The 25233-nt window shown below is 64.4% G+C and carries 25 protein-coding genes; 10 read left to right on the top strand and 15 right to left on the bottom strand.

Translation table 11 applies throughout. From position 1 onward, the window contains the following. The first annotated feature begins 7 nt into the window (after positions 1 to 7). The 4 genes from CH285_RS09385 (at position 8) to CH285_RS09370 (ending at position 5436) form a co-directional block, all read left to right on the top strand. The gene (locus CH285_RS09385; protein ID WP_094643426.1) at positions 8 to 1816 is read left to right on the top strand and encodes an alpha/beta hydrolase; all 1809 of its coding nucleotides are present in this window, start codon (positions 8 to 10) and stop codon (positions 1814 to 1816) included. Continuing rightward, entirely contained in the window at positions 1813 to 3387 is a 1575-nt protein-coding gene (locus CH285_RS09380) for a lipopolysaccharide biosynthesis protein (protein WP_094643425.1), read from the top strand. The genes CH285_RS09385 and CH285_RS09380 overlap by 4 nt, the downstream gene beginning before the upstream one ends. A 238-nt stretch (positions 3388 to 3625) precedes the next feature. Beyond that, a complete protein-coding gene (locus CH285_RS09375; RefSeq protein WP_032372043.1) occupies positions 3626 to 4477 on the top strand; it encodes a glycosyltransferase family 2 protein in 852 nt (283 codons plus the stop codon). After that, complete coding sequence (locus tag CH285_RS09370; RefSeq protein ID WP_032386498.1) at positions 4474 to 5436, top strand: glycosyltransferase family 2 protein; 963 nt, start codon at positions 4474 to 4476, stop codon at positions 5434 to 5436. Before CH285_RS09375 ends, CH285_RS09370 begins: the two co-directional genes overlap by 4 nt. A gap of 28 nt (positions 5437 to 5464) precedes the next feature. Here the strand turns inward: CH285_RS09370 and CH285_RS09365 are convergent, their stop codons facing one another. Next, a complete protein-coding gene (locus tag CH285_RS09365) occupies positions 5465 to 7882 on the bottom strand; it encodes a glycosyl hydrolase 2 galactose-binding domain-containing protein (protein ID WP_094643424.1) in 2418 nt (805 codons plus the stop codon). Then, positions 7879 to 8883 carry a DUF1839 family protein gene (locus tag CH285_RS09360; protein ID WP_094643423.1) on the bottom strand — a complete coding sequence of 335 codons (1005 nt, stop codon included), beginning with the start codon at positions 8881 to 8883 and terminating at the stop codon, positions 7879 to 7881. The genes CH285_RS09365 and CH285_RS09360 overlap by 4 nt, the downstream gene beginning before the upstream one ends. 358 nt (positions 8884 to 9241) lie before the next feature. Between CH285_RS09360 and CH285_RS09355 the strand changes: the two genes are divergently transcribed. Then, the gene (locus CH285_RS09355; protein ID WP_094643422.1) at positions 9242 to 10180 is read left to right on the top strand and encodes an endonuclease/exonuclease/phosphatase family protein; all 939 of its coding nucleotides are present in this window, start codon (positions 9242 to 9244) and stop codon (positions 10178 to 10180) included. 10 nt (positions 10181 to 10190) lie between these two features. Here the strand turns inward: CH285_RS09355 and CH285_RS09350 are convergent, their stop codons facing one another. Then, entirely contained in the window at positions 10191 to 11585 is a 1395-nt protein-coding gene (locus tag CH285_RS09350) for an Hsp70 family protein (RefSeq protein ID WP_094643421.1), read from the bottom strand. A 164-nt stretch (positions 11586 to 11749) separates the two neighbouring features. Between CH285_RS09350 and CH285_RS09345 the strand changes: the two genes are divergently transcribed. Both CH285_RS09345 and CH285_RS09340 read left to right on the top strand, forming a co-directional pair. Further along, a complete protein-coding gene (locus CH285_RS09345; protein WP_027495619.1) occupies positions 11750 to 12259 on the top strand; it encodes an arsenate reductase/protein-tyrosine-phosphatase family protein in 510 nt (169 codons plus the stop codon). Positions 12260 to 12349: 90 nt separating this feature from the next. Beyond that, positions 12350 to 12736 (top strand): hypothetical protein, encoded by a 387-nt coding sequence (locus CH285_RS09340; protein ID WP_048317517.1) that lies wholly within the window; start codon positions 12350 to 12352, stop codon positions 12734 to 12736. A 3-nt stretch (positions 12737 to 12739) separates the two neighbouring features. Here CH285_RS09340 and CH285_RS09335 read toward each other — a convergent pair whose 3' ends face one another. Genes CH285_RS09335 through CH285_RS09325 form a run of 3 tightly spaced genes read right to left on the bottom strand, consistent with a single transcriptional unit; the run spans position 12740 to position 15379 of the window. Next, on the bottom strand, positions 12740 to 14536 hold the full coding sequence (locus CH285_RS09335) for an ABC transporter ATP-binding protein (RefSeq protein WP_048317518.1): 1797 nt from the start codon (positions 14534 to 14536) through the stop codon (positions 12740 to 12742). Positions 14537 to 14557: 21 nt separating this feature from the next. Continuing rightward, the gene (locus CH285_RS09330; RefSeq protein ID WP_027495616.1) at positions 14558 to 15022 is read right to left on the bottom strand and encodes an ATP-binding protein; all 465 of its coding nucleotides are present in this window, start codon (positions 15020 to 15022) and stop codon (positions 14558 to 14560) included. A 21-nt stretch (positions 15023 to 15043) separates the two neighbouring features. After that, positions 15044 to 15379, bottom strand: a complete 336-nt coding sequence (locus CH285_RS09325; protein ID WP_032372037.1) for an STAS domain-containing protein — start codon at positions 15377 to 15379, stop codon at positions 15044 to 15046. A gap of 287 nt (positions 15380 to 15666) precedes the next feature. On the opposite strand from CH285_RS09325, the gene CH285_RS09320 reads away from it, so the two are divergent. Together CH285_RS09320 and CH285_RS09315 are read left to right on the top strand one after the other, a co-directional pair. Beyond that, complete coding sequence (locus CH285_RS09320; protein WP_255032514.1) at positions 15667 to 16086, top strand: FluC/FEX family fluoride channel; 420 nt, start codon at positions 15667 to 15669, stop codon at positions 16084 to 16086. After that, a complete protein-coding gene (locus CH285_RS09315; RefSeq protein WP_032366900.1) occupies positions 16083 to 16448 on the top strand; it encodes a CrcB family protein in 366 nt (121 codons plus the stop codon). The genes CH285_RS09320 and CH285_RS09315 overlap by 4 nt, the downstream gene beginning before the upstream one ends. A 10-nt stretch (positions 16449 to 16458) precedes the next feature. Here CH285_RS09315 and CH285_RS09310 read toward each other — a convergent pair whose 3' ends face one another. The 7 genes from CH285_RS09310 to CH285_RS09280 form a co-directional block, all read right to left on the bottom strand. After that, positions 16459 to 17034, bottom strand: a complete 576-nt coding sequence (locus CH285_RS09310; RefSeq protein WP_032392264.1) for a YdcF family protein — start codon at positions 17032 to 17034, stop codon at positions 16459 to 16461. 50 nt (positions 17035 to 17084) lie between these two features. Further along, on the bottom strand, positions 17085 to 17291 hold the full coding sequence (locus tag CH285_RS09305) for a hypothetical protein (protein ID WP_027495611.1): 207 nt from the start codon (positions 17289 to 17291) through the stop codon (positions 17085 to 17087). Positions 17292 to 17370: 79 nt separating this feature from the next. Then, on the bottom strand, positions 17371 to 18102 hold the full coding sequence (locus tag CH285_RS09300; RefSeq protein WP_027495610.1) for a MerR family transcriptional regulator: 732 nt from the start codon (positions 18100 to 18102) through the stop codon (positions 17371 to 17373). Between the two features lie 112 nt (positions 18103 to 18214). Beyond that, a complete protein-coding gene (locus CH285_RS09295; protein ID WP_094643420.1) occupies positions 18215 to 19738 on the bottom strand; it encodes a flavin-containing monooxygenase in 1524 nt (507 codons plus the stop codon). After that, the gene (locus CH285_RS09290) at positions 19735 to 20655 is read right to left on the bottom strand and encodes a hypothetical protein (RefSeq protein WP_032366903.1); all 921 of its coding nucleotides are present in this window, start codon (positions 20653 to 20655) and stop codon (positions 19735 to 19737) included. The genes CH285_RS09295 and CH285_RS09290 overlap by 4 nt, the downstream gene beginning before the upstream one ends. Position 20656: 1 nt before the next feature. Beyond that, positions 20657 to 21535 carry an SDR family NAD(P)-dependent oxidoreductase gene (locus tag CH285_RS09285; protein ID WP_094643419.1) on the bottom strand — a complete coding sequence of 293 codons (879 nt, stop codon included), beginning with the start codon at positions 21533 to 21535 and terminating at the stop codon, positions 20657 to 20659. Then, positions 21532 to 22539 (bottom strand): alpha/beta hydrolase, encoded by a 1008-nt coding sequence (locus tag CH285_RS09280; RefSeq protein WP_306436726.1) that lies wholly within the window; start codon positions 22537 to 22539, stop codon positions 21532 to 21534. Before CH285_RS09280 ends, CH285_RS09285 begins: the two co-directional genes overlap by 4 nt. Before the next feature lie 112 nt (positions 22540 to 22651). Here CH285_RS09280 and CH285_RS09275 point away from each other — a divergent pair, with 112 nt between their 5' ends. After that, a complete protein-coding gene (locus tag CH285_RS09275) occupies positions 22652 to 23740 on the top strand; it encodes a ferredoxin--NADP reductase (protein WP_094643525.1) in 1089 nt (362 codons plus the stop codon). Between the two features lie 15 nt (positions 23741 to 23755). On the opposite strand, the gene CH285_RS09270 is transcribed toward CH285_RS09275, so the two are convergent. Both CH285_RS09270 and CH285_RS09265 read right to left on the bottom strand, forming a co-directional pair. After that, the gene (locus tag CH285_RS09270; protein ID WP_051365015.1) at positions 23756 to 24433 is read right to left on the bottom strand and encodes a TetR/AcrR family transcriptional regulator; all 678 of its coding nucleotides are present in this window, start codon (positions 24431 to 24433) and stop codon (positions 23756 to 23758) included. Further along, on the bottom strand, positions 24430 to 25230 hold the full coding sequence (locus CH285_RS09265; RefSeq protein WP_094643524.1) for an alpha/beta fold hydrolase: 801 nt from the start codon (positions 25228 to 25230) through the stop codon (positions 24430 to 24432). The genes CH285_RS09270 and CH285_RS09265 overlap by 4 nt, the downstream gene beginning before the upstream one ends. Positions 25231 to 25233 lie beyond the last annotated feature (3 nt).

Raw genomic sequence — 25233 nt, 5'->3', positions numbered from 1 at the left:
GCGCGCTGTGAACACGACGAATACGGCGACATCCGAGTCCGCCGACAACCGTACCGACGAGCTGGAACAGCTACTGATCACCGAGGCAGGCGTACCGGGCAGACAGTCCACCTGGTTCGGGTCGGCAACATCGCCGCTGCTCGGTGCCGTGCACGTACCCGAGGGATCGGTTGCCCGCGGTGCCGTCGTACTGGCACCGCCGCTCGGCAAGGAGCAGGTCGACTCGTACCGCGGTCTGGTCCTCCTGGCCCAGCGCCTCTGCGCTCGAGGCTTGCTCGTACTGCGCTTCGACTACCCGGGAACGGGCGACTCGTCCGGTGCACAGGACGACGACGGCATCGTCGAGCAGTGGCAACACAGCGTCGTCACGGCGGTCGATTTCGTTCGTCAGTGCGGTGTTCGCGATGTTGCGGTCGTGGGTCTGCGAGCCGGCTCGCTGCTCGCCGCATCCGTGGCGGATCGGTGCGGTCCTCTGGCGGGAATGGTGTTCTGGGACCCGGTCGTCAGTGGCCGCTCGTATCTTCGGGAACAGCGCGCCCTGTATTCGATGACCGTCGCGCGAGACGACGAGTCGGACCCGCGAGTGTCCATCGTCGGCGCAGTCCTGCATGCCGGAGTGGCGGCAGAATTCTCGACCCTGGATTCGTCGAAGCTGGAACGGCTCGACTGCCCGGTACTGGTTGCCACGCGCAGCGAACGTGCCGACGCCACGCCTGTTCGCAGACTCGTGTCCGCGCAGCAGGCGGACGAGCACACACTCCGCAATCACGACGCATTCCTCGAACCACCTGCCTGGGACGTGGTCATTCCGCGTCCGGACATCGACGTGATCGCGCGCTGGGTACAGGCCACGTTCGCGTCGACGACCACGCCGGTCACCGTTCCGATTCGACGTTCCGCCGTGGTCTCGACTCCCCGGGGCGACGTCGTCGAAACCATCGAGCGGCTCGGTGACGACGAGTTGTTCTCCATCCGCACCACCGCGGTGGCCACGACGACCGGCGGTCCTGCCGTGGTCATGTACGGCACCGCGTACGAGCACCGGGTCGGACCGGTACGGCTGTGGGTCGAGTTGGCCCGCACCCTCGCGACGGCGGGCATCACCTCGGTCCGTTTCGACCGTCGCGGTACCGGAGAGAGTGGAGACGTCGGTGCCGACGACGCACCCACGCTCTACAGCGAACTCGGCGACGACGACGCACTGTGCGCCGTTCGATCCGTGGGAACAGCGCCCGACAAGATCGTCTCGGCAGGTCTGTGCTCGGGTGCGTGGTACGCCGGTTACGCCGCCCACCGCGAGGGCCTGAACACCGCAATCCTGATCAATATGCGCGAATGGACAACGCGGCGTGTCGATTTCACCAAGAGATCCACGATCGCCCAGAAGCAGGGATTGACCGCGATCGCACTCGACCGCGCACACACGGCCGCCGTTCGCTTCAAGAACTGGTCGCAACCCCGGATGCCGTACCGACTGTGGCTCGCGTTCGGCCGTCGTGGCTGGATCCAGGTTCCCGAAATCTCGTTGGGAGAACTGCAGCGCAAAGGAGTCGACGCGTCCGTGCTGCTCGTCCCGGACGACAAGCAGTGGTTCCTCGACAACCGCGGCCCCGAGAGCCTGCATCGGTTGCGCCGCCGGGCCGAGCCCGAGCACCCACCCGTGGTGAAGGCGTTCACGGACGGAGATCACACCCTCTTCGGACGCGATGTTCGCGACACGGTCAGGGCCGAGATGCTGCAGACGATCGGTGCTGCGCTCGGAGTCCACATCGAACCGCAGGACCCACCTGTGAAGGTGAACTGGACGCCGTTGTGAAACATCGCGCTCGCCGGGTACCCCCGCCCGATCACGGCCGACTCGACAAGATCACCTACTACCCCGTCGAGCAGGTCCGATGGGACATGGGCTTCAACAGCCGCACCGTGCCTTTTCACGCGGTGCCGCCCGAGTTCGCGGTCGCGGCGTCGCAACCCCCCGGACAGCTGTCTGCGGCCGATTCGATCCCCGACGGGGACCCGATGTTCACCGCGGCCGAGGCGCCGGGCACGGCGGTTGCAGGCTCCAAGCCCGCCGGCCGCAATCTCGCACTGAACTCGTTCGCGATGATGTTCTCCACCATTGCCACCGGCGCGCTCGGTCTGGCCTTCTGGGCCGTGGCGGGCCGGCTGTTCCCCGTCGAAGAAGTCGGCAGTGCATCGGCGGTGATCGCGTCGGCGGTGATGATCGCGACGCTGTCCAACCTGAGCCTCGGCTCGATGTACGAGCGGTTCCTGCCGACCGCGGGTGTGAAGGCCAAGTCCTATGTGCTTCGCGGCTACGCCGCCGTGCTGTCGCTGGCACTGGTCCTGGGATGCGCGTTCTTGGTCGTGGCCCCGGTGGACGAGTTGTTCACCACCACGACCGAGATCGCGACGTTCCCGATTTTCGTCGGCGTACTGGCCGTGTTCGCGCTGCAGGATCAGACGTCGTCCGGGCTGGGCTTCGCGCGGTGGGCGGCGGCCAAGAATGTCTTCCACGCGGTCGTGAAGTTGGCGGTCCTGGCCGTCACGTACGAAACCGGCCGTAGTTTCACCATCATCGCGGCGTGGGCGGTACCAGCGGCCATCGCGGCGATAGTGCTGTTTCGCGCGTTCGGGAAGAAGCTCGGCACCGATCCGCGTTACCAGCTCACACCGAACCTGCCGCCCCGTAAAGAGCTGTGGTCGTACTTCGGGTCGGCGTACGGCATCACTGCCCTGGGAACCTTGGCACCCCTGATGATCCCGATCATCGTGGTGAGCACGCTCGGTGCCGAACAGAATGCCTACTTCTCGCTCACCTGGTCCATCGTGAGCGCCATCTACGTGTTGATCGGGGTACTGGTCGGCCCGTTCGTGGCGGAGGCGGCTGCACATCCCGAACAGTTCTCCAAGCTCGCCAAACGCTTCATCGGCCTGCTGTGCATCGTCGCCGTGGGCGGATCGTTCTTTCTGGCGGTCGTCGCACCGTTCGGACTCGGTATCGTCGGCCCCGACTACCGCGAGAACGGGACCATCATCGTCCATCTCGCTGCCGTCACCATCCCGCTGTCCGTCGTCGGGGCCCTGTACGACGGTCTGGCCAGGGTCCGTCGTCGTATGCGGCTTGCGGTGCTCGTCCAGATCGCGGCCACCATCATCATCGTCACCGGGTCGCTGACGTTGTCACCGAGCTTGGGCATCGCGGGCATCGGCTGGTCTTATCTGGCGGCCGAAGCCTTCGGTGCCGTGGTTCTGTTGGTGCCCCTCATCAGGTGGATCGGGGACCTGTCCGGCGGCGCTGGTGCCGAGCATGCCGCGCCGGCTCTCGATCCGCGCGACGAATCCACGTCGCAGGCGACGGGTCGTGAGCACAGCGTACGAGCGTAACCGACATCACTCTCGTTAGCTGGCACCGCAAACATTCTTCGAGTACGTTTATACGCAGCTTGACAATCTCATGGCTTCTTTTAAGCTTCTAGTCAGGAAAAGACAGTGGGTTCGACGGGTAGATCAATCCCGCCGAAACCTACGTGCGAACTCGGCGGGGGTCGTGTCGCATCGGTCAGATACAGCTGCAGTAGCTCGATCAGCTAGTGCCCACCGAACTCGAACATCTGGAATGGATATGTTGAATCGTCAGAATCCCCGCGTCAGTGTCGTCATCCCGACTCTCAACGAGGCCGCGAACCTTCGCCATGTCCTCCCCTTGCTGTCCCACGAATTCGAGCTCGTACTGGTCGACGGCGGATCCACCGACGGAACCATCGAAGCCGCACGCGAGATTCGCAGCGACATCCGCGTCATTCAACAGACCCGCAAGGGTAAGGGCAACGCGCTCGCTTGCGGCTTCGAAGCTGCCACCGGCGACATCATCGTCATGTTCGACGCGGACGGCTCTGCCGACGCGGCCGAGATCCCCCGGTTCGTCGATGCCCTGATCGCCGGTGCCGACTTCGCCAAGGGCAGCCGGTTCTGCGAGGGCGGCGGCAGCCACGACATCACGCCGCTGCGCCGCGCCGGCAACGGTGGTCTGCACCTGGTGGCCAACACGCTCTTCGGCACCCGTTTCTCGGATCTGTGCTACGGCTACAACGCCTTCTGGCGAGACCTGGTGCCGGTCCTGGATCTGCCCGTGGTCGATCAGCCGGGCAGCGAGGGAATGATGCTGTGGGGTGACGGATTCGAGATCGAGACCATCATCAACTGCCGCTTCGCCGAGGCGTCCGTACGGATCGAAGAAGTGCCGAGTGTCGAGCTGGCGCGCATCTACGGCCAGAGCAACCTACGCACCTTCTCCGACGGCTTCCGGGTGCTGCGCACCTTGATGACCGAGCGCATGCGCGCCCGCAGAATCTCCCGCAAGCACATCGCTCGTCCGTCGCGTGAGTCGATCGATGCCCGCACCGACATGGACCTCGAGTTCGAGGTCATGGAGTCGTTCGGCGAGGTCATCGAGCTCCGCGAGAGAACGGCGTGAGTCTGCCGACTTCCTCGGTCGTCATTTGCGCGTACACGTTGGCTCGATGGTCCGAACTGTGCACTGCCGTGCGTGCAGTTCTCGATCAGAGCGTCGCTGCCGACGAGCTGATTCTCGTCGTCGACCACAATCAGCAGCTGGCCGAGCGCGCTCGAGCGGAATTCCTGCCGCTGAGCGAGACCGTGAACGTGGTCGAGAACAGCCACCCACGAGGACTGTCGGGGGCACGGAACACCTCCCTCGACCTCGCCACGGGTGACATCGTCGTCTTCTTGGACGACGACGCGTCCCCACGCACGACCGAATGGCTCGACGCCATTCTGTCCCATTACTCGGATGATGCCGTGTACGCCGTTGGGGGCTCTGCATACCCGGTATGGCCGGACAAGCGTCCGGCCTTCTTACCGGCCGAGGTAGTGGGTGAACCCGGCGAACTCGATTGGGTCGTCGGGTGCACCTACCGCGGGCAGCCGACGGAAACCGCTCAGGTCCGTAATCTCATGGGCGCGAACATGTCTTTCCGCCGCGCGCCGGTCGTCGAACTCGGCGGCTTCGTCTCCGGAATCGGCCGGATCGGACGCGTTCCGCTCGGGTGCGAGGAGACGGAACTGTGTATTCGCCTGCGCCAGACGCATCCCGACGCGCAGATCGTGTTCGATCCCTCGATCGTCGTCGATCACACCGTCAGTGCCGATCGGACGCGACCCCGCTACCTCATCACCCGCAGCTACGCCGAGGGCGTGTCCAAGGCAGCGATCGCCCGACTGATCGGTGCGGGCGACGCACTCTCGTCCGAGCGTGCGTACACGGCCAAGGTTCTGCCGCGTGCTGTCGGCCGTGAGACGAGCGCGGCTGCTCGCGGCAACCCGGCGCGGGCGTGGGGCGCGATGGCTGTGGTGGCCAGCGTCGGGGCCGCGGGAGTCGGTTATGTCCGAGGCAAATTCAGCGTGAGCCGCTAGCGGCACGTGCACGGAACTTCGTAGCCCGCTACGAACTTCCACTCACGACCCTCGGTGCCACCGACGCCCGCGCGACGGAATTCAAGGCCCGAACGTGTCCCCTGGGCTTCCCGGTGCCTCGGTTGACGAGTGTGATGGTGCGCGGTTCGTTCGGCGCGAGATGGAACCACGAATCGGACACGTCGAAGCCGTCGACATCGATGCAGACGTACTGCGCGGCCCACTCCGAGGACACTGTGAGCTCCCACGTCCCGACTCCGGTATCGACGACACTCGCGCTCAGGCCCACGGTGTTCTGCCGACCCTGCGCGCCGACGAGCGCGGTGTTCCGGGCTATCTCGACTCCGTCGTCGCCCGCGAACACCACTGTGATCGCCGAGTACGTCCGACTCCCGAACCGGTAGGCGTGGTTGGCATCGGTGAACGACCCCACGATGGAGTCCACCGTCAGTTCGGTCGAGCCGTTCGAGTCGACCGATACCGCCCGCTCGAACTGTTGTACGCCGCGCGCGGTGTGCAGTGCCACGCGCAGTGTGCCCGATCTGGCCGGGCCGTCGTTGACGAGCTCCACCGAATAGCCGTCGAGACCGTTGTCGCACAACAGCACTGCGGTCGGTGAGCCGGCCCTCGCGAGCGCGTAGAACGGTGCCTTCGGTGCACCGGTGGCGTCGGTGATGCCCCACCCGGCACCGGGCACGGTGTCTCGTAACGTCAACACGAGCGCTCCCGCACATCCGGAAGACGCCCGCCGCCACCGACCGAATGCTTCCTCGAAAGCCTCGACGATCACCGCCCTGCCGTAGTCCAGGTAGAGCTCGGCGTCCTCCCGCCGAATCAGGTGCGGGTCGACACCGAAGACAGTGCGTACGTAGTGATCGCGGACGTCCTCGAAATCCCACGACGAACCGCGATCGCGGGGGACCGCGGATTTCCACTCGGGGTGGTGCCCTGCCACCGCAGCAGATCCGAAGAACCTGTCGACCTGCGCACGTTCGGGAGGAACGGAGAAGGCCAGGCATTCCGCAGCGAATCGCACACCCGCGGTACGAATATCGGACAGCGGCCGAAGGTAGCCACCCACCCCGAAGTAATGGGCGATACCGTCGCCCACGTGGGTGTGCAATTCGCCGGTCGAGCTGGACGGAGACGACGTCACGTATGCGACGTCCGGCAGACGCTCGGCGAGGAAATTAGGAACGATGGTGTCCAGCATATCCATTCGCTGACCCTCGGCCGCGAGACCCAGCATCGTCGGTTGCTGCTGCGTTTCGCTTCCGCCGCTGACGACCATCAGTGCCGGATTGGCGCAGACGATGTCCGCGAACGCGTGCAGCTCTCGGGTGACCGCCGCCGTGTACACCTCGTCGGTGGGCGGGTCGACGGTTCCCAACATGACGTCCTGCCACACCATGATGCCGAGTTCCGCGCACAGAGACCAGAATTCGGCCTGCTCGTACACCAGCGTGCCGACCACGCGCACCATGTTCACGCCCGCCGACTGCAGCTGCACCAACGCTACACGCAGGTCCTGCTCCGACGACCACAGTCGCACCGGATCGAGTGGAGTCCACGTACCACCGCGACAGAAGATCGGGCTACCGTTGACCACCAACTGCGCGCCGCCTCCGGAGCGATCGAGTACGACGGTGCGAAAGCCGATGTCGCCCAACGGGTATTCCACCCCGTTCACGTCCAACGCCACACGGTAGGTCCTGGGCTGTCCGTGCGTGTGCGGCCACCACAGCTCGACGTCCGGCAGCGTCAGAGTCGTATCGATACGGTCGACCGTTCCGAGTTCGAACTCTATGTCCCCGATCAGGATTCGCGTCGACGACGGGGAATCCAGCTCGGCGTGGACCGTGACGATACCGTCGGTGCCGCGGACCGTCGTCGACAGACCGACGCCACGAGGGCTCGACATCGGCACCATCGACACCGACCGCCACGGCCCCACCGGAACAGGCAGGGGCCCGTACACCGGTGCCCGGCCAAGCATCGTCGTACGCTCGTGCCGCAAACCCTGTGCAGCGATCATCGAGGACCGCCACCGACCACGTGGCCGTCGGGTCTTCAGATGTGCGGCAAGAGATTCGACGTGGACTGCAATGGTGACGGTCGGTCCGCGACCGGTCAGATCGACAGTCTCGGGCACGAACATGGACGTGACGGTTCGCCGATGAACACCGTCCACCCAGATCTGGGCCCGAGTCGCGATTCCGCCGAAGGTCAGCCGCATCTCGGGGTGATCGCCGGCCGGGACTGTGGTCGCGTACCACCAATCGTGTTCGTCCGGAGCACAATCGGTGTCACCGAGCGCGCTCGCCACCGTGCCGGGTACGACGGCGTCGAGCCACTCGAGGTCGGCAGGCAGATCAGCGGGGTCGAGGATGGATCCGGCGTCGGTTCGGGCCAGCCGCCACGGCACGCCGTCGAGCAGATCGATCACGCGCTCAATGCACCCACGACGATATCCATCGCTGCCGACCAGTTCTTGCTCATGTCGTTCAGCGGTTCGTCGAGCACCACGGCGCGGCCACGCGCTGCTCGCGCCATCCGGAACTGCACGGCCTTCGCGCCGGACGCTGCGTCGAGGAAATGCTGCGCCGCGTCGCCGGCTCCACACATCCCGCGGCTCTCGAGGTACTGCACGTAGTTGGCGGCAAGCTCTGCGGTGGCACCGAATTGTCGGAGCAATCCGAACGACCACAGATGAAAGGCGTCGGGCCCGGACGTCTGGACGAGCGGGATGTCGGCCACGATGCGCCGAGCGAGGGCATCGACGGGATTGCCCGGTGCCCTTCTGGACAGATGTGCCCGGGCGACGTCGAGGTCGCGGTCACCGACCCCCGCGTCGAGCACTGCCGCGTCGACTCGAACCTGCTCGACGTACGGCAGCAACACCTCGGCGTGAGGCTCGGGCGCGAGATTGAACACCCCGTCGAAGTCCGCCCCGGTCAGCTCGAAGTAACCCCGGTTGTGGAAGTAGCCCATCACCTTGTCGTCTCGGTTGACGAGATTCGGCACGATGGTGGTCTTGGTGTGCTGATTCCGGTAGCTGGTGCCTGCGGTGTCGGGAAGCCAGAAGCCGTCGACCTCCACCGTGACGTGGGTGCCGTCGAGCAGCCCTTCGACGACGTGCTCGAGAACGGGTCGCCATACGTTCATCTCGGCCACGCCGATGCCGTAGAGCGCGCGCAGATCCTCGGGCAGAATTTTCACGAAGTCCCACTGCCGTCCGTCACATCCGGCGCTGAGCACGAACGCGAGCGCCGGGGTGGGATCGGCACCGAGTGAATGCAATACCTCGATCCACAGATCGACGTAGCAGTTGGTCTCGGTCCAGATGCGGTCGTGGTTGTGGATGGGATGAGGCCGGTAGCTGATGGGGTCGAGTTCGAGAACCCGAAGGCCGGTACCGAGCCTCTCCAGCACTGCATCGTTCGACATGACGCGCCTCTCCTACCGGAACAATGTCGGACGGTCCCCGAGCCGCATTTGTCCATATTGCCTGCATCCAGGCCACTCATCGTAGCGAATCGGTTTGTTCTACGCTTCCGATCCGGCGGTAGGATTGTTTTCGACGCAACTGCTACTTACTGATCCACCGTTTGAGCGTCTGCACGACAGGAACCCGAAAACGCGGGCAATCACACAACGAACAGTTGGTTCCGCGGCGGTAATGCTGATGCGCAGCTTGTTCGTGTCGACACTTGCATATCCGCTCTGAGCTGGGCACATGCCGAGTGTAGACAACACCTGCAACATCCATGCCCATCTCGGGCGGACACGAGGAGGCACGAGCGCAATGCGCCGTTTCGTTCGCAGCGCAGCGCTGGTCGTGGGGTGGTGCCTCCTCGCCGTAGCTCTCGGAATGTTTGCCGTCCGACAGATCGGTGTGACCGAGATCACTTTCGTTGCTTTGGTGGTCGGAACTCCGTACCTCGGAGTCGCCACCGTCGCGGCGCTTCTGCTCTTCGCCGCCGCCCGCTCACGTATCGGATCGGCGGTCGCAGCCGTCGTCACCGTCGCCGTCGTGGGCGTCCAGGTACCGATGTTCCTGGCCGACGGACCGGACAACTCCGGACCGGACCTGTCCGTGTTGACGGTCAACGTGGCGCACGGGGACGCCGATGCCGGCGCAATCGTCGACGCGGTCCGTGATCACGACGTCGACGTGCTCGCCGTCCAGGAACTCACGCCCGAGGAAGTGACCGACCTGAGGGGTGCCGGTCTGGACGACCTGCTGCCGTTCTCCTTCACCGCCGCACTGCCTGTGGCCGACGGCACCGGATTGTGGAGCCGAACACCCTTGACCGACGGCACCCGGCTGAACGACTTCGGCTTCGTACCGGTGCAGGCGAACACCGTCGTCGACGGCACGACGCTGACCCTCGTTTCGTTCCATTCGATGTCTCCCGCGACGCCGCGCCACACCACCCAGTGGGACGCAGACCTGGCGAGGATGCGGGCCATAATGGATACCTACGGCAACACTGCCATCGTCGCGGGCGACTTCAATGCCACCAACGATCACCGGCAATTCCGCAGGTTGGCATCGGCTCCGTTCTCCGATGCGGCCGACGCTGCGGGGGCAGGACTGTTCCGCACCTTCCCGTCGGAACGTCCGTTGGCGCGGTTGGACCATGTCGTGACCAGTGACAGCGTCCGCGCGCGGTCGGTGCAGCCGTTACCGATCCCGGAGAGCGATCATCTGGCGGTGCTCGCAACGGTGCAGTTGCCGTGACCGTCCCCGGCTAGAAGCGCGGAAGCTGAATGACCGGAGGCGGCGGCAGCTGAATCTGTGGGAGCTGGATCTGCGGCAGACCGGGGATCAGCGGTGCCGGGGCAGGCGCAGGAGCCGGTGCCGCGGGCGGCACGTACTCGGGCTCGGAATACGTCTGAGCCGGAGCCTGAACGGGCTCGGACGTGGGCGGCGGAGTTGTGGTCGGCGGTGGCGTCGTCGGCGTCGGGGTGACCCGGGTCGTCGTGGGACCTGCGGTGATCGGCACCGGTGAATCTGCCGGTGCACTGGTCGGGGCCGGCGACCCACCCCCGTATCCGAGAGACAGGCCGAGGGCGGCGACCGCGACGAGACCACCGGCGACCAGTACGGCACCGCGCACCTTGCGCTTCGAATCCGCGGGCTTGTCGGAGTGGGGTTCCGGGGTCAACCAATCGGGTGCACCGGTCAGCGACGCCGGGTCGGCCGCGGACTGCCGACCGCCCGCCTGCGGATTCGACTGGGGGTTGGACTGCGCATTCGGTTGGGGAACCGGCTGGTGCGGTGCCTCGACGACCGGTGTGGCGAGCAGTGCCGCTCCTCGGGCCGCAACCGATTCGGGGTCTGCCGGAGTGACGACGGGTAACCCGACCCAAGCATCGAGTATGGCTCCGACCAGCGGTATTCGGGCGCCGCCGCCGATCAGGAACAGCGCGTCGACATGTTTGGGAGAACGCCCGATGACGTCTCGAACCAGGCGAGCGGAGTACTCGATCGGGACGGTCACCAGTGACTCGAATGCCTCGCGGGAGATCAGGATGACACCGCCGTCGCCCGGAAGACATACAGCGCCGCTCGTCGACAATTGTTCCTTGGCGACCCGGCACCGCGCGGTGAACGCGCTCAGTTCTTGGTTGTCGGCAATGTCGACGCCCTGCTTGGCCAACTGGTTGTCGGCGATCAGGCGATCGAAGTCGTCGCCGCTGATGTCGATGGTGCGTTCTGCCAGCAGAACTTGGCCTGTACCGCGGTCGATCACGCTGATCGTCAGACCCGAACTGCCCAGGTCGTACAACGCGATGGTGCCGAAATGCCCCAGCTCGCCCGACGCTTCGAGGTACTGCAGCGCAGCCCGAGCCTCGGGAACGAGTCGATAGTTGTACAGCCGCTGACCGGCCATGGCCTGCTGGATCTCACCGAACTGCTGCTGGTCGCGATACGCCACGCCGGTTGCCTGCACTGGGCCGCTGCTGCCCGGTTGCGAGAGCACCACGCCGATGGACTCGGCGGCCAGTTCCTCGGCCCGGTCCCAGTAGGCGTCGACGGTGTCGTGGTGGAAGTCGAGGCGTCCCGAATCCTGAGGGCGCAGGTCGGGTCGAGCCATGCGCACCGCGCTGGCCCCCACCGACACACCGAGAACTTCGGTCATTACCTGCCTCTTGTCGATTTCCCCGTCAACACACGCCGAGACTTCATGTCACGAACCAGTCTCGATCCCCCCAATTGATCACTGTAGCGCGTCGGTGCGGCTGCGCCGCAGTGGTGCGTTCAGGTGCCCCCTGGGGCACCCGGCCACACCACTACAGTTGCGGCATGCGAGTTCTGTTCGTCTGCACCGGCAACATCTGCCGATCTCCGACTGCCGAGCGCCTTGCGGTCGCCTTCGCCCGTGAGGGCGGATTCGAGCTGACCGCCGGCAGCGCCGGGACACAGGGCCTGACCGGGCACGCGATGGACCCGACGGCCGCGTTGGTGTTGTCGCAACTCGGCGGCGATCCCGAGGGCTTCGTGGCTCGACGCCTCACTCCGGCGATCACCGCCGACGCCGAACTCGTTCTGACGATGACCGCGTCGCATCGCGACGCCGTGCTCGCGCTGTCGCCGCGGCACATGCGTCGCACCTTCACCTTGCTCGAGGCGTCGAGCCTGGCCGCGGCGTCGGGCGCACGATCGGTTGCTGCCCTCGCCGACGCGCGGGCCGTCCACAGCGTCGAGACGCTGGATATCGGCGACCCGTACCGGCGCGACCCGTCCGTGTACGAGGAAGCCGGCGAGCTGATCGCAGCATCGTTGCCGAATGTTCTCCGACTGGCGCAGCCGTAACCTTCGACCCACCACGAATTCGCACGCTGCGGTAACGTTCTCGCATCATTGCCGACCACCCGGGTGCGGCCACGGCGTTAGGGTCTGTTCATGCGCGACAAGGTCATCGCGTTGGCAGCAGTGGCGAGTGCCGGAGTCGCCGTCACCGTGGGTCTGGTCATCGGTGCCCTCGGTGGCGCATTCGACGATTCGAGCCAGGACGTCAGGCCGCCTGCGCTGAGGTCGGACTCCCTCAGTTCGGTCCAGGCGTCTCCGACGTCCGCGATCGTCGTGGTTCCGCCGTCGCCCACCTGGCAGGTCGCGGTGCCCACCACCGCCAAGCCGCCGACAACGACGCCGGAGCGGCCTCAGACGACGACGCGGACACCCCGAACAACCACCAAGCGGTCGGACCGAACTACCACGACCACCACCGACGAGGACTCGACCGACGAGCCCGCGACCGACGAGCCCACGACCACCGAGTCGGGCCGGTAGATCTCACGGACGGCCCGCTGCCAGATCGGGCGCGCTGTCTCCGATTCTCAACGCGGCCACCAGTTCTCGATACAGCTCGTCCGACGCCATGAGCTCCGCATGCGTTCCACGTGCGCGTACCACCCCATCGTCCATCACCAGGATGGTGTCGGCGTCGAGCACGGTGGACAACCGATGCGCGATGGTGACGACGGCAGCATCCTCGGCGATAGAACGGATCACCTCGTGGATCGCCGCCTCGGTGCGTCCGTCGACCTGAGCCGTCGCCTCGTCGAGCAGCAGGATCTGTGGGCGTCGAACGATGGCTCGCGCCAACGCGATTCGTTGCCGCTGCCCACCGGACACCGTCGAGCCGATCAGGTCGGTGTCCAATCCCTCGTCCAGAGCGCGGATGGTCGAATCCAGGTGCACCGACTCGAGCGCCGCCCAGATGTCACCCTCACTGGCGTCCGGGTGACTGAACAACAGGTTCTCCCGCACAGAACCGGGGATCACCGGCGTCTCCTGCTCCACGTAGGACAGTCGAGAGCGCACCTCGTCGATCGTGAGCTCGCTGTACGGCGTTCCGCCGAGCCGTATCTCGCCGCTCTCGGGCGTCAGGAACCGCAGGATCAGAGAGAACACGCTGGTCTTGCCTGCACCGGAGGGACCGACGATCGCTGTGTGGCCACGCGCGGGGACGTCCAGGTCGATTCCTCGCACGGCCGGCTCTCGTCCCGGACCGTAACGGGCAGTCACACTTCGGAATTCGAGTGCCGGAGCAGCGTCGACAACGGAACGGGTCGGCGCGGGGGTACCTTCCTCTCCCACTTCGACGACGAGGTCGTCGATCTGACGTATCCGCGCCGCCGCTGCCATACCCGCCTGGAGCGCGGTGATGTTGGTGGCGAGGGTGGAGACCGGGCTCATGACCTGAAATGCGTAGAGCAGAAACGCGATCAGGCTGGATACCGCCAGATCCCCGGTGCTGACGCGGTAGCCACCGAGGCCGAGAATGCCGATGATGGCCAATTGCACGCCGCCGCCCGCGAAGGTCCACGCCAAAGCCGAGATCTTGACGGCGTGCACGCTGTGCCGAGCGGAGGTCCGCGCCTCCGCGATGACGCGTTCGGATTCGCGAGTCTCGGCTCTGCTGGACTTCACTGTTCGGATGGCCCGCAGGGTGCCGTCGAGAATGCCGCCGAGTCGTCCGATCGCTTCCTGTGATTGCCTCTGCGCGATGGCGATCGGAGGCATCAGCCGGGCGAACAACACTGCGATCGCCACGATGGCCACCGCGATCGCGCCCAGCAACACCAGATCCAGAACCGCCATCAGGATCAACGCACCCACCAGACCCACGACGCTGTTGACTATGGCCACCAGCGCATTCGACGTCGCCTCACGCAGCAGCACGGTGTCCGAGGTGACGCGGGTGACCAACTCACCGGTGGGCCGAGTGTTCAGGCTGCCGACCGTGGCACCGAAATACTTCCGCACGATCGACTTGCGTGCGTCGAGCACGATCCGCTCGGCCAACACCCCGAGCACGATCCATTGCAGATACAGAACGGCCGAGCCGACGACCAACAGGGCCACCAGAACGACGACGGGAACGATCAGCGACGCGTCGGTGCCGAGTCCGTCGAGCACACCCTTGGCGACCATCGGCGTAGCCAACGCCGTTCCGGTACCGATCAGGCCGAGCATCATGCCCAGGATCAGGGTGCGCCGATGAGGCCGCACGAACTGCCACAACACCCGTAGGTTGGGTACCGTTATTTTCTTCTTCTCGGCTGTCGCGATCTGCACATCGACCATGTAGTCAGTGTGCAGCAACGATCAGCTGGTACCGATCGCGTCCCAGATCATGTGGACCGTGGTGCCGTTCTGATCCGACGTCACCGCCGCAGTATCGGCCAGCGCCCGCATCAGTGGGACGCCTCGACCTCGGTTGGGATCGGAATTGCGGGTCGCCCAATCGCCGCGGTCGGTCACCTTCACATCGATCCGGCCCTGCGCACCGCACAACACTCGAATGTCGAGGGTTCCTCGGTCGGTGTGATCGCGATACGCATGTTCGACACTGTTCGCTATCGCCTCGTACGTCGCCAACACGACGTCGTACGCGCGATCCGGGTCGACGCCCAACTCGTTCAACCAGTCACCGAGTTCACGCCGAAGCTCCGACGCTCGATCCGCATCGGCAGGCTCGTCGGTGAACAGCAGTTCTTCCATTCGCGCACCTGCCGTCGAGATCGAACTGTCGGTACGTGAGTCGTCACCTCCGAAGAGAGTCGCCATCATGAATCCCGTCTACCCAAAACTTCAGGATCTACCCGCATGAATCGCAACGAGCGCCTCGTCGACCGTCGCATAGATGCCGAACACCTCGTCGAGCCCGACCAAAGTCAACGGACGCCCCGTCGCCGGACCGTCCGCCACCACGGCAAACCCGGCACTACCGCCCAGTTGCTGATGCGTCGAAGCCAGCAGCGACATGCCTGCCGATGCGAGGAAACCCACATCGCTGAGATCGATGACCACAGCCGACGGCGACTTCTCGAGCACCAGAGCCACGGACTCGGACAGATCAGGAGCCGTCACCAAATCCAACTCACCCGACACCGACAGAACGACATCCTGATCACGCCATTCAACAATCACATCGAAATGCTGGGGTCCGAGCCCCGATTCGTCCGCAGTCACACGAAGACTTTACCTCGCTCCCCCGCCCCGCCACCGCCGCCGAAGTCCACTCGACGTGACATCGACCCCCGAAAAGTCCACTCAACGTGACATTGACCCCCGAAAAGTGTCGATGGTCGTTCCGCAGGCTCCACTCCGGACCACCGAACGTGACATTGAGTCCCCTCAGGGTCGGCTTCGGGTTGGTTTGCCGCCGTCGGCTCACTCAGCCGAGGGGTATCGATCGCATTAGGCTCGTCCAAGTGATCGAGGGCCTGCATTCCATGGACGGTCGCGGTCTGCGTCGTCGCTCGCTCGGGGAGTACGTCGCGGTCGTTGTGGGCGGCGCGGTCGGTGCGGCGCTTCGGTACGAGGTGTGGACGTGGCGGGCGACGCCGCGGTGGCAGCTGTTGTCCACGTTCGGTGTGAATGTGTTCGGCTGTCTGCTCGTCGGCGCTGCGTTGGGGTATCTGTCCGGTCGTCGGGCTCCGGTGACTCGGGCCGGGCTGTTCGGTCTTGCGTGCGGTCTGACGACGTTCGGTCTCTATGCGTTTCAGGCGGTCACCCATCGCGGGGCGTGGAATTCGGTGATCTATCTGGTGGCGACGCCGGTGTTCGCGTTGATCGCGATGGCCGTCGGGGCTGCGATCACGAGACCGGCACGAACGAGCCCGACGCTGTGACGACGTTGATCCTGGTGGCGGCCGGCGGCGGACTCGCGGCTCTGTGCCAGTTCGTGTTCTCGTTCGCCCTCCGGTCGAGGCGACGGGCGACGGCACTGAATCTGGTGGCGTGTGCCGCGCTGGGGTTGGTGTTCGCACTCGATCCGCCGAATGCTGTTCGCTCCGTGGTGGCGGTCGGGTTTCTGGCGTCGGTGGCTCCGCTGGCGGGGACAACGCTGGCGACGATCGGGCTTGCGCGAGATCGTCGGTACCGCTCGGCAGCACTGTTCTTCGGCGCGAACGTGGTGGGTGGAATTGCCGCGGTGATGTTCGGGTTCCTGGCGTGGAAGTCCGGTGTGACGCTCTATCACAAGATTCTGTGACCGAATCCGGTCAGTCGCTTTCCGAATCCTGGCAGGAGCCCTGCACTCCGGCCTTGACGAACCCTGCGATTTGGTACAGGTACGTGAACTCCCATTCGACGAGTGAGAAGTCGTACGCGCGAGGCGTCGGACGCATCGTGACGGTTCCGTCGAAGCACTGATCGAAGATGTAGCGAGCCCGCGGGAGGTGGTATCGCCACGTCACGACGATGACGTGGTTCCAGCCGCGTTCGCGGGCAAGGGTTTCGGTGAACATGGCTTCGCCACGGGTGGTCGAGGGCGACGGCGGAATGCACAACACCTCGAACTGCGACGTGGACGCCGCGCAGGCCTTCTTCATCGTCGGATCGCTGGATCCGTAGGGATCGGACAGCACCACTGTCGTGGCCAGGCCTTGTTGGGCGAGCGAAATGCCGTAGGCCTCACGTCCGTCGTGTTCGCCGCCGAGCACCACGATTGCGTCGGCGGCAACGAGCGGATCCACCCGAGCTTTCGTAAACGCGAGGTAGCCGCCGACACCTACCGACGACACCAGGACAACTGGGATCGCCAGGGCGAGAAACAGCAACCAGCGTCCGCGGAACACCTCACCAGGTTAGGGAAGGCGCTCCGCGAGCGCGCGGTCAGCGACTCATATCACTCGCTGGGCTGCGGCACGGTGACGTTGCAGTCCGTGACCTCGGGGTTGATTCCGAAGTAGTTGAGCGGACCGGCAACGACGGTGAGGGCGATTGTGCCCGCACCTGCACAGTTCTCGGGCGCATTCTCGAAGTCTCCGCGCTGGTACGACGCAAATGCGCCGATGATCAGCCAAACCAGAACGATCAACGTTACGAACCTCATTGGTGCCCCCTTAGGCGGTCAGCCGCCGTTCGGCTGTCGAAGGGCAGGTATGTCCGATTGTGGCAGGCTTCAAACCACGTCACGTGCGCTTCGACAGAGTCTCCGACAGATAATCGTCGAGGGCGCGTTCCTGTACCCGGTCCAGTGCGCGCGCCAGTTCTGCCTGTGCCGATTTCATGGCAAGGCTGCGCATCTTCTCGAACATCTCGGTGGTCTCGGCTACCTCTCCGGACTTGGGCAGCCAACCTGGACCGTGTTTCGCGGCCAGATGGTCGGTCACGCTCCCGACCATCGACTCGGCGATTTCGTTCATTTTCGACGCGGTCCGCTCGTGCTGGTCGAGCAGACGTTCCAATGTGAAGCCGTACTGACTCAGGTCGACGAACACCTCGAGGAGGGTCGGATCGAGAATCTCGCACTGGTCACCGTCGATTCTGATCAGTTTCGCTTCGATCAGTCGGGCAACGATGTCGTCGTTGTCCTCACCGAGAAATTGCGCAATCAGTTCGACGGGAATGACCGTGGTCTCGGCCGACGACCACTTGCGAGTCACGATTTCCTGCAGGCCCAGGATTTCTTCCAGGTCTTTGCCCTGCTCCCAGCCCGACAGGAAATCGGCTATGTGCGCCGAGGTGAACCCCCGCTGAAGCAGCGAGTCGATCACCTTCAATCGAGTCAGGTGATCGTCGTTGTAAATACCTACTCGTCCTCGGAGCGTGGGCGGCGGCAGCAGCCCGCGTTCCTGGTACGCCCGCACGTTGCGAGTGGTCGTCTTGGCCTCTCGGGCCAAGTCGTCGATTCGATACTCCACCGAGCTCCCTACCTCCGCCGCGCGTCGACCTTCAGGATATACGTCGACCACGCGGCGGAAGGAAGAGCCGAATCCGACCGTCATCGAAACGACAAGCGTGCTCTCGAGCGATTCAGGAGTGGGCGACGACCTGTGCCGGTTCCTGCGGCAGGTCGACGCGGCGCGGAACCATGGTGAAATCGCCCTGTTCGACACCTCTGAGTTGGTTGACGTACTGGGTGGCGAAACCCGGGAACATGGTCGCGTTGAAGCCGTCCTCGGTGAGATACCAACTGCTGCAACCGGAATTCCAGGTCGTCTTCGCCAGTTTGCGCTGCATGTCCTCGTTGTAGGCATCCTGGACGTCCTGGCGCACATCGGCGCTGTGCAGATCTCCTTCGAGTACCAGAGAGATCGCCTCGACGATGTAGTCGATCTGCGCCTCCATGTACACCAATGCCGAACTGTGTCCCGGGCCGGAATTCGGCCCGAAGGTGAAATACATGTTCGGATAGCCCGATACTGCAATGCTCTTGTACGCCTTGGCTCCCGCGCTCCATTCGTCGGCCAGCACGCGGCTGTCGCGTCCGGTGATCGGAATGGGTGTTCCGGTGTTGGACACGTCGAACCCGGTCGCGAAGACGATGGCGTCGAACTGATGCTCGACGCCTTCCACGGTTCGAATGCCCTTGGGTGAGAGCGTCGCGATCGGCCAGGTCACCAACGTGCAGTTCGGCTTCTGCAGGGCCGGGTAGTAGTCGCTGGTCATCAGCAATCGCTTGCAGCCGGCCCGGAATCGGGGTGTCAGCTGTCGCCGCAGCCACGGATCGCGAACCTGCTGACGCAGATGCGCGCGCCCGACCAGTTCGACGATGCGCGTCAACGGGGTCTTCCACACGACACCGAGGGCAACGGACTCGTGCCCCCAGAACCACAGCGACCGCGCCAGGGCCTGCGTCTGCGGGTACCGGGCGTATCGATGCTTGGTGCCTGCCTGCACCTTTCGATTGATCCTGGGCAGCGTCCAACCCGGGGTGCGTTGGAACACCTTGACCGTATCGGCGATCTTCACCAGTTCGGGCACGATCTGTACCGCGCTCGCCCCGGTTCCCACGACCGCGACCTTCTTACCCTCGAAGTCGTAGTCGTGATCCCACCGTGCACTGTGGATCTTGTGTCCCTCGTAGGTATCGATGCCTCGAATGTTCGGCAGGCTGGCATTGGCGAGCGGCCCCGACGCCATCACCACCGTGCGCGCCCGAACATCGGGGTGCCCGTCGATGCTCACGTGCCAATGCCCGGCCGCCTCGTTCCAGATGATGTCGACTACGTTGTGTCCGAATCGAATACGCGATCCGATGTCGAACTCACGCACCATTGTGTGGATGTAATCGAGAATCTCACCACTACCGGAATAGGTGTGCGACCAGTTGGGATTGGGCGCGAAACTGTACGAATACAGCCTCGACGGTATGTCGCAGGCTGCGCCCGGGTAAGTGTTGTCGCGCCAGGTTCCACCGACGGCGCTGCCGCGTTCGAGGATCGCGACATTCTCGATTCCACTGTTGCGCAGTCGGATAGCGGTACCGATTCCGGCGAATCCCGCACCGACGATCACGGCGTCGAGTACACCTTCGCGCACATCGAAATCGCTCATGCGACGGGCTCGTAGGTCAGTTCCTTGGCCCAGGTGGGCTCGGAATTGAGAGTCTTGGTCGGGTACCGGCGAGTGAGCTTCACCAGGCCATCCGCAACGCGGTGGTATGGATGCTTGCGGTTGATGACAATGCTGCTGTGCCACTGCACGAATCGATACATCGGCACGCGGAGCGCCTCGGGGCTACGCTCCCCCACACTGCGGAATCGCTTCATCGCGGTGTAGAGCCGCTCCTCGTCGACACCCATCTCGACGATGTTGTCGCGCATCTTGTTCAGCAGTGGGATGTAGCGCAGCAATCCGACGATGAGGGCCGGGTTCATCCAAGCACCGATGGTCTCGACCACCAGCTTGCGCATCCGGGAATGCCCGAGCAATTCGATGACCGCGAAATCGACCGCCAGATGCCGAGATTCGTCGGAGTTGATCTTCTTGAACACGGCCTGACACACCGGATCGTCGATCTCGTCCATGATGAACTTCACCAGCGCGCCGTCCAGGGCCACCTCGAGCATCGGTATGACGGTGCCCAGCACGGTCAGAGACAGCCCGTCGGAATGCTTGTCGAGCCAGTCGATGACGAGCTTGACGTTGACGTTCGGCTCGGGCATCCGGTCACCGTCGAGCATGCCCCAACGACGCATGAGAGCGAGCTCGGCGTTGGCGTGCTTCTGCTCTTCCGCGTGGAAGTAGCGATAGATCTCCGCGAGAGTCTCGTTCGGTGCCTTGAGCGCCATCGCCGCGAAGCCGCGAGCGCCCACGTTCTCGATCCACATCAGATCGGACATGAAGGGCTTGAGTTTGGCGTGCAGTTCGGGGCTGATGGTCTCGGCTCCCGGGCCGTCCCAGTCGATGTCCGCCAATGCCCACTGACGGTCCTTGATCTTGGTCAACATGTCTTCGAAGTCCATTGCCATGTCAGGCTCCTGTGGTTGTCGAGGTGAGGGATTCGTTCTTCGCCGGCTGCTGCTCGGCGGGCAGCACACGATTGAGCAAGCCGAGAAAGCGCACGTACACGGCGGGCAGCAATCTCTTGAACCGCCAGACGGCTTTGGCGTCGAACTGGGGCACGACGTAGAGCCGGCCCCGGTCGAATGCATCGAGCGTTCTGGCAGCGATCTTGTCGGGAGACCGTCCGGTCCAGCGCATCGCGAACTCGGCCAGTCGGGACGAACTCGCGGTGATCCGGCCGTCGACGGCAACGTTGGTCTTGACGAAGGTGGGACACAGAACCGACACCCGCACACCGGTACCCGAGAATTCCGCCGCCATCGTTTCCGACAGGCTCATCACTGCGGCCTTGCCGACGTTGTACGGACCCATCAGCGGCGCAGCGGCGAAGCCGGCGGCGGACGCGACGTTGATGATCCCGCCCTCACCCGCGGCCCGAAGCCCGGGCGTGAACACCTCGCAGCCGTGGATCACGCCCCAGAGGTTGATTCCCAAGGCCCAGTTCCAGTCCTCGAAACCGATGTTGCCGACGGGCTTTCCGCCGATTCCGACGCCTGCGTTGTTGATGAGCACCGTGGTGGGTCCGTCGAACTCGATACTTGCACGCAGGGCCAGTTCCTCGACGTTCTCGCGGATCGATACATCGCATTCGACGGCGAAGCCGATCGCGCCGAGAGCCTGCACCATCGCCACCGTCTCCTGCGCCCGCGGTAGCGAGATGTCGGCACACATGACGACGCCTCCGCGCCGGGCGAGTTCGAGCGCGAAGGCACGGCCGATGCCGCTGCCTGCGCCGGTCACTACCGCTCTCGACCCGTACGAGGGTCTTCCGGTCTTGCTTCTCATCGACATACCTGTTCCTTCGAATCATGTTGTAGGGCTTGATTGTCGAGCGCATACGCGATGAATGCGGATGCATGCTCTAGTGCTCGGTCGGCCTCGGGGATCAACCTCGGGAGAGCTTGGAACACGTGCATCTGATCGGGCCAGATTTCGAGTTCGCTCTCTCCGCCGGCCGCGTCGATCATGGAGTGCAGGTGTCGCGCATCGCCCCTGAGCATCTCGGCTCCGCCCACCTGGATCAGCGTCGGTGGCAGCTCTCGCACACGTCCGAGATCGAGCCGGAGACGCGGGAGATCCGCATCGTGGCCGTCGGTGTACAGCGCCACGAGTCCTCGCGCTGCCTTCGCCGAAATCATCGGGTCCTTGCGCGTGCGTTCCATGCGCGCCGATAGCTCGAAGTCGAGATCGATCAACGGCGAGAACAACACCAATGCTCCCGGCTGCGGCGTCCCGGTTCGGTCGTTCTCGATGATCAGGTCAGCGGCCAGGTGTCCGCCGGCAGAGTCCCCGGCGATGACGATGTTCGATGCGTCGTACCCCTGCCCCAGCAGCCAGCGGTACGCGGCTTCGAGGTCGTCGGCTGCGGCAGGAAAGGGGTGTTCCGGAGCCAGCCGGTAGTCCACCGTGAACACCGGCAGGCCGGTCGAGGAGGACAATCGTGCGGTCAGACCGCGGTGTGTGCGCGCCGAGCAGATGACGTACGCACTGCCGTGGATGTAGAGGATCACGCGTGGCCCGGGCGACAGGCCGGGTGCTCGCACCCACTCGCCGCGTACCGGGCCTTCGGCCACGAGGTCCACTCCGGTGCCCTTCGGAACGGGACCGAACAGCTTCATCGAGGTGGCGACGAGGCGTCGAGAGAACTCGATGCCGCCGCGGGAGGTCGGCAGCAGGTTCGTCATCGGACGCAGAATCAGCCGAGTCATCAAGGCAGCCAGACGGGTTCGCCGAGACCCGGCCCTGAAAGCGCCGCGAGGCAGGTAGTCGTCGTCGGTGGTCGGAGTCACGTCATCACCCTCACCCGCTATTCGCCATTTGTCAATGGCCTATTATTTAGTGGCGAAGTGTGCGACAGTGGCGTCCAACACCGAAAGCGCAAGGGAGCGAGCACACGTGACGATGTTCAGGAGTAATCCACCGGCGGAACTGGATGCGTCTGCCATCGGTCCCGAGGACAGGATCTTCGAGTTGGAGATCGCCGAGGTGACCCGCGAGACCGAAGATGCGATCTCCCTCGGCTTTCTGGTTCCCGAGCATCGGGAAGCGCAGTTTCGGTACGAGCCGGGACAATTCCTCACCCTGGAGATTCCGTGCACGGACGGCGGATCGGTGGCCCGGTGCTACTCCTTCTCCAGCTCTCCGGTCCGGGACCCGTTCCCCACTGTGACCGTCAAGCGCATTCAGGACGGTCTGGCATCACACTGGTTGCACGACAACGCTGTTCCTGGGATGCGACTCAAGGCGCTGAAGCCGTCGGGCATGTTCGGACCCGAGGGCTGGGACGTGGATTTCGTCCTCATCGCCGCCGGCAGCGGCATCACCCCGATGATGTCGATCCTCAAAACTGCTCTGTTGCAGCACAAGAATCGAATCACCCTGGTCTACGCCAACCAGAACCGCGGCTCGGTGATCTTCGCAGAGCACCTGACCGAACTGCAGTCGCGCTTCCCCGAACGACTCGACGTTCACCACTGGTACACCTCGGAATCGGGGTTACCCACCGCTGCCGGACTGGCCTCGATGAACGTGACGACTCCGTCCGACTGCGAGGCCTTCCTCTGTGGACCGACGCAATACATGAACGTCGCCGAGGAGTGGCTCGCTCGCACCGGTACGACGGCGCACAGAACACACCGCGAGGTGTTCTCCTCATTCGACTCGAATCCGTTTCAGTCCAGGGGCGCGTCGATTTCCGACGAACCCGGCGCGAACTCCGTGGCCGCTCAGGTCGAGATCGACGGAATGGAGACCGAGTTCACCTGGAATGCAGACACGAAGCTGCTCGACCGACTTCTCGAGCTGGGTCTCGACCCGCCGTACGTGTGCCGCGAAGGAACATGTGGCGGTTGCGCTTACACACTCACCGAAGGCACCGTGACCATGCTCGCGAACGAAACTCTCGACGAGTACGAACTGCAGCACGGTGTCCGATTGGCCTGCCAGTCCGTACCCGATTCCACAAGCGTTCGTGCGGTGTTCGACCGCTGATGTCGAGGAGGGCGCTCAGCTATCGAGCGTCAACGTGTGCGGCTCCGAGGTGAAGATAGCGGCCGATCCCGCAGCGCGCGCTATGCCCGCGATACCGCCCCAGACCATCATGGTGAGGTAGTCGATGAGCTCGTCGACCGTCATGGTCCGGTCGAACATCCACCAGTGCGACGCCAACCGCACCGCGCCGATCATGGCAAAGGCGATGGGCATCGAACCGCCCGTGGAGAACTCCCGCTCTCGGAATCGGTCGGCGATGACGGAGGACAGTAACTCCGCGATCAGTCCCTCGGACACGGTGATGATGTCCTGGTTGCCGCTGACTGCATTGTTGGAATGGACGTAGATGTAGATTTCGGGATCTGTGGCAACCGTAGTGACGTAGGCGGAAATCACTGCGCGAGTGAGGTGATACTCATCGAGGTCCTCGGACATCGCATCCTGGATCCGCGGCACCAGTGCAGTCTCGACGTATCGAGCCATCGCAGCGTCGGCGAGACCCTTTTTGTCCGCGAAGTGTTTGTACAGAACGGTTTTCGAGACACCGTTCGCTGCGGCGATGGCATCCATACCCACGTCGTGTCCATGCTCACGAATCGCTGCCAGTGTTCGATCGAGCAGTTCACGTCGCCGGGTGATTCTGTGGTCGCGCCACCGGTCGCTTCGCCCGTCCACCTTGACCACCGCGCTCATGCCGACTGCGGTACCGCTCGTGATCCCCTCAGCAGAATCGACGCCACCAGCTCCGGATCGTCCGACATCGGAACGTGCCCGAGACCCGGGTACGTCGTCACTTCGGCCTGCGGAAAGGTTCGACGCACGAGCGGTGCCTGATAGACCGGCAGAACCAAGTCACGACGGCCCCACGCGACGGTGACGGGAACGGTCTCGTCGACCGGAATGCTGAAGCGCGGCACTGCATTTCCGGCTGCGTCGATCGCACGGTTGGTGGTGATGCTGAGTGCGTCGATCGTGGCCGTCGCTGCGGGAACTCGCCACGGCTTGGCGTAGAACACGCCGTTGGCGATCGTGCGGCCGACGACCGAACGCATGACGGTAGGTGCGATCGGGCTGATCACTCGAGACAACGCTCGCAACAGTCGGAACACGAGGAGCGCCCGGGTCTGATCCCAGTGTCCGCGAAAGAATCCGGCCGGTGACAGGGCGGTCGCCGAGGAGACCGACCCGCGGGCAGCCAGTTCGAGCGCAAAGTAACCGCCCAGCGAATTTCCGGCCACGTGCGGCTTCTCGCCGTCCACCGCCACGTGCTCGAGGAATCGCTCCAACTCGGCCACGATCCACGGCCCCAGATCGAATTCCTCGGTGGGCAAGTCCGGTGACGCGCCGTGGCCGGGCAGGTCCACCGTCACCACTCGTCGATGCCGCGCCAGTATGTCGACGACACTGTCCCACGCATGTTGTCTGTGCACGATGCCGTGAATGAGCACCAATGTAGGGCCCTCACCCCGGATGGTGTGCGCGAGGGTCAGACC

This window comes from Rhodococcus sp. 05-2256-B1 (assembly GCF_002258465.1).
In the GTDB taxonomy this organism is placed as follows: Bacteria; Actinomycetota; Actinomycetes; order Mycobacteriales; family Mycobacteriaceae; genus Rhodococcoides; species Rhodococcoides fascians.
Note: the sequence above shows the minus strand (reverse complement) of the source record. Positions and strands in the feature narration are given on the sequence as shown.

Bases quoted from the DNA above. Each gene is read 5' to 3' on its own strand.
- CH285_RS09375 (WP_032372043.1), top strand. From the start codon at position 3,626: ATGTTGAATCGTCAGAATCCCCGCGTCAGTGTCGTCATCCCGACTCTC.
- CH285_RS09360 (WP_094643423.1), bottom strand. From the start codon at position 8,883: ATGTCGAACGATGCAGTGCTGGAGAGGCTCGGTACCGGCCTTCGGGTT.
- CH285_RS09355 (WP_094643422.1), top strand. From the start codon at position 9,242: ATGCGCCGTTTCGTTCGCAGCGCAGCGCTGGTCGTGGGGTGGTGCCTC.
- CH285_RS09350 (WP_094643421.1), bottom strand. From the start codon at position 11,585: ATGACCGAAGTTCTCGGTGTGTCGGTGGGGGCCAGCGCGGTGCGCATG.
- CH285_RS09345 (WP_027495619.1), top strand. From the start codon at position 11,750: ATGCGAGTTCTGTTCGTCTGCACCGGCAACATCTGCCGATCTCCGACT.
- CH285_RS09340 (WP_048317517.1), top strand. From the start codon at position 12,350: ATGCGCGACAAGGTCATCGCGTTGGCAGCAGTGGCGAGTGCCGGAGTC.
- CH285_RS09335 (WP_048317518.1), bottom strand. From the start codon at position 14,536: ATGGTCGATGTGCAGATCGCGACAGCCGAGAAGAAGAAAATAACGGTA.
- CH285_RS09330 (WP_027495616.1), bottom strand. From the start codon at position 15,022: ATGATGGCGACTCTCTTCGGAGGTGACGACTCACGTACCGACAGTTCG.
- CH285_RS09305 (WP_027495611.1), bottom strand. From the start codon at position 17,291: ATGAGGTTCGTAACGTTGATCGTTCTGGTTTGGCTGATCATCGGCGCA.
- CH285_RS09295 (WP_094643420.1), bottom strand. From the start codon at position 19,738: ATGAGCGATTTCGATGTGCGCGAAGGTGTACTCGACGCCGTGATCGTC.
- CH285_RS09290 (WP_032366903.1), bottom strand. From the start codon at position 20,655: ATGGCAATGGACTTCGAAGACATGTTGACCAAGATCAAGGACCGTCAG.
- CH285_RS09285 (WP_094643419.1), bottom strand. From the start codon at position 21,535: ATGAGAAGCAAGACCGGAAGACCCTCGTACGGGTCGAGAGCGGTAGTG.
- CH285_RS09275 (WP_094643525.1), top strand. From the start codon at position 22,652: ATGTTCAGGAGTAATCCACCGGCGGAACTGGATGCGTCTGCCATCGGT.
- CH285_RS09270 (WP_051365015.1), bottom strand. From the start codon at position 24,433: ATGAGCGCGGTGGTCAAGGTGGACGGGCGAAGCGACCGGTGGCGCGAC.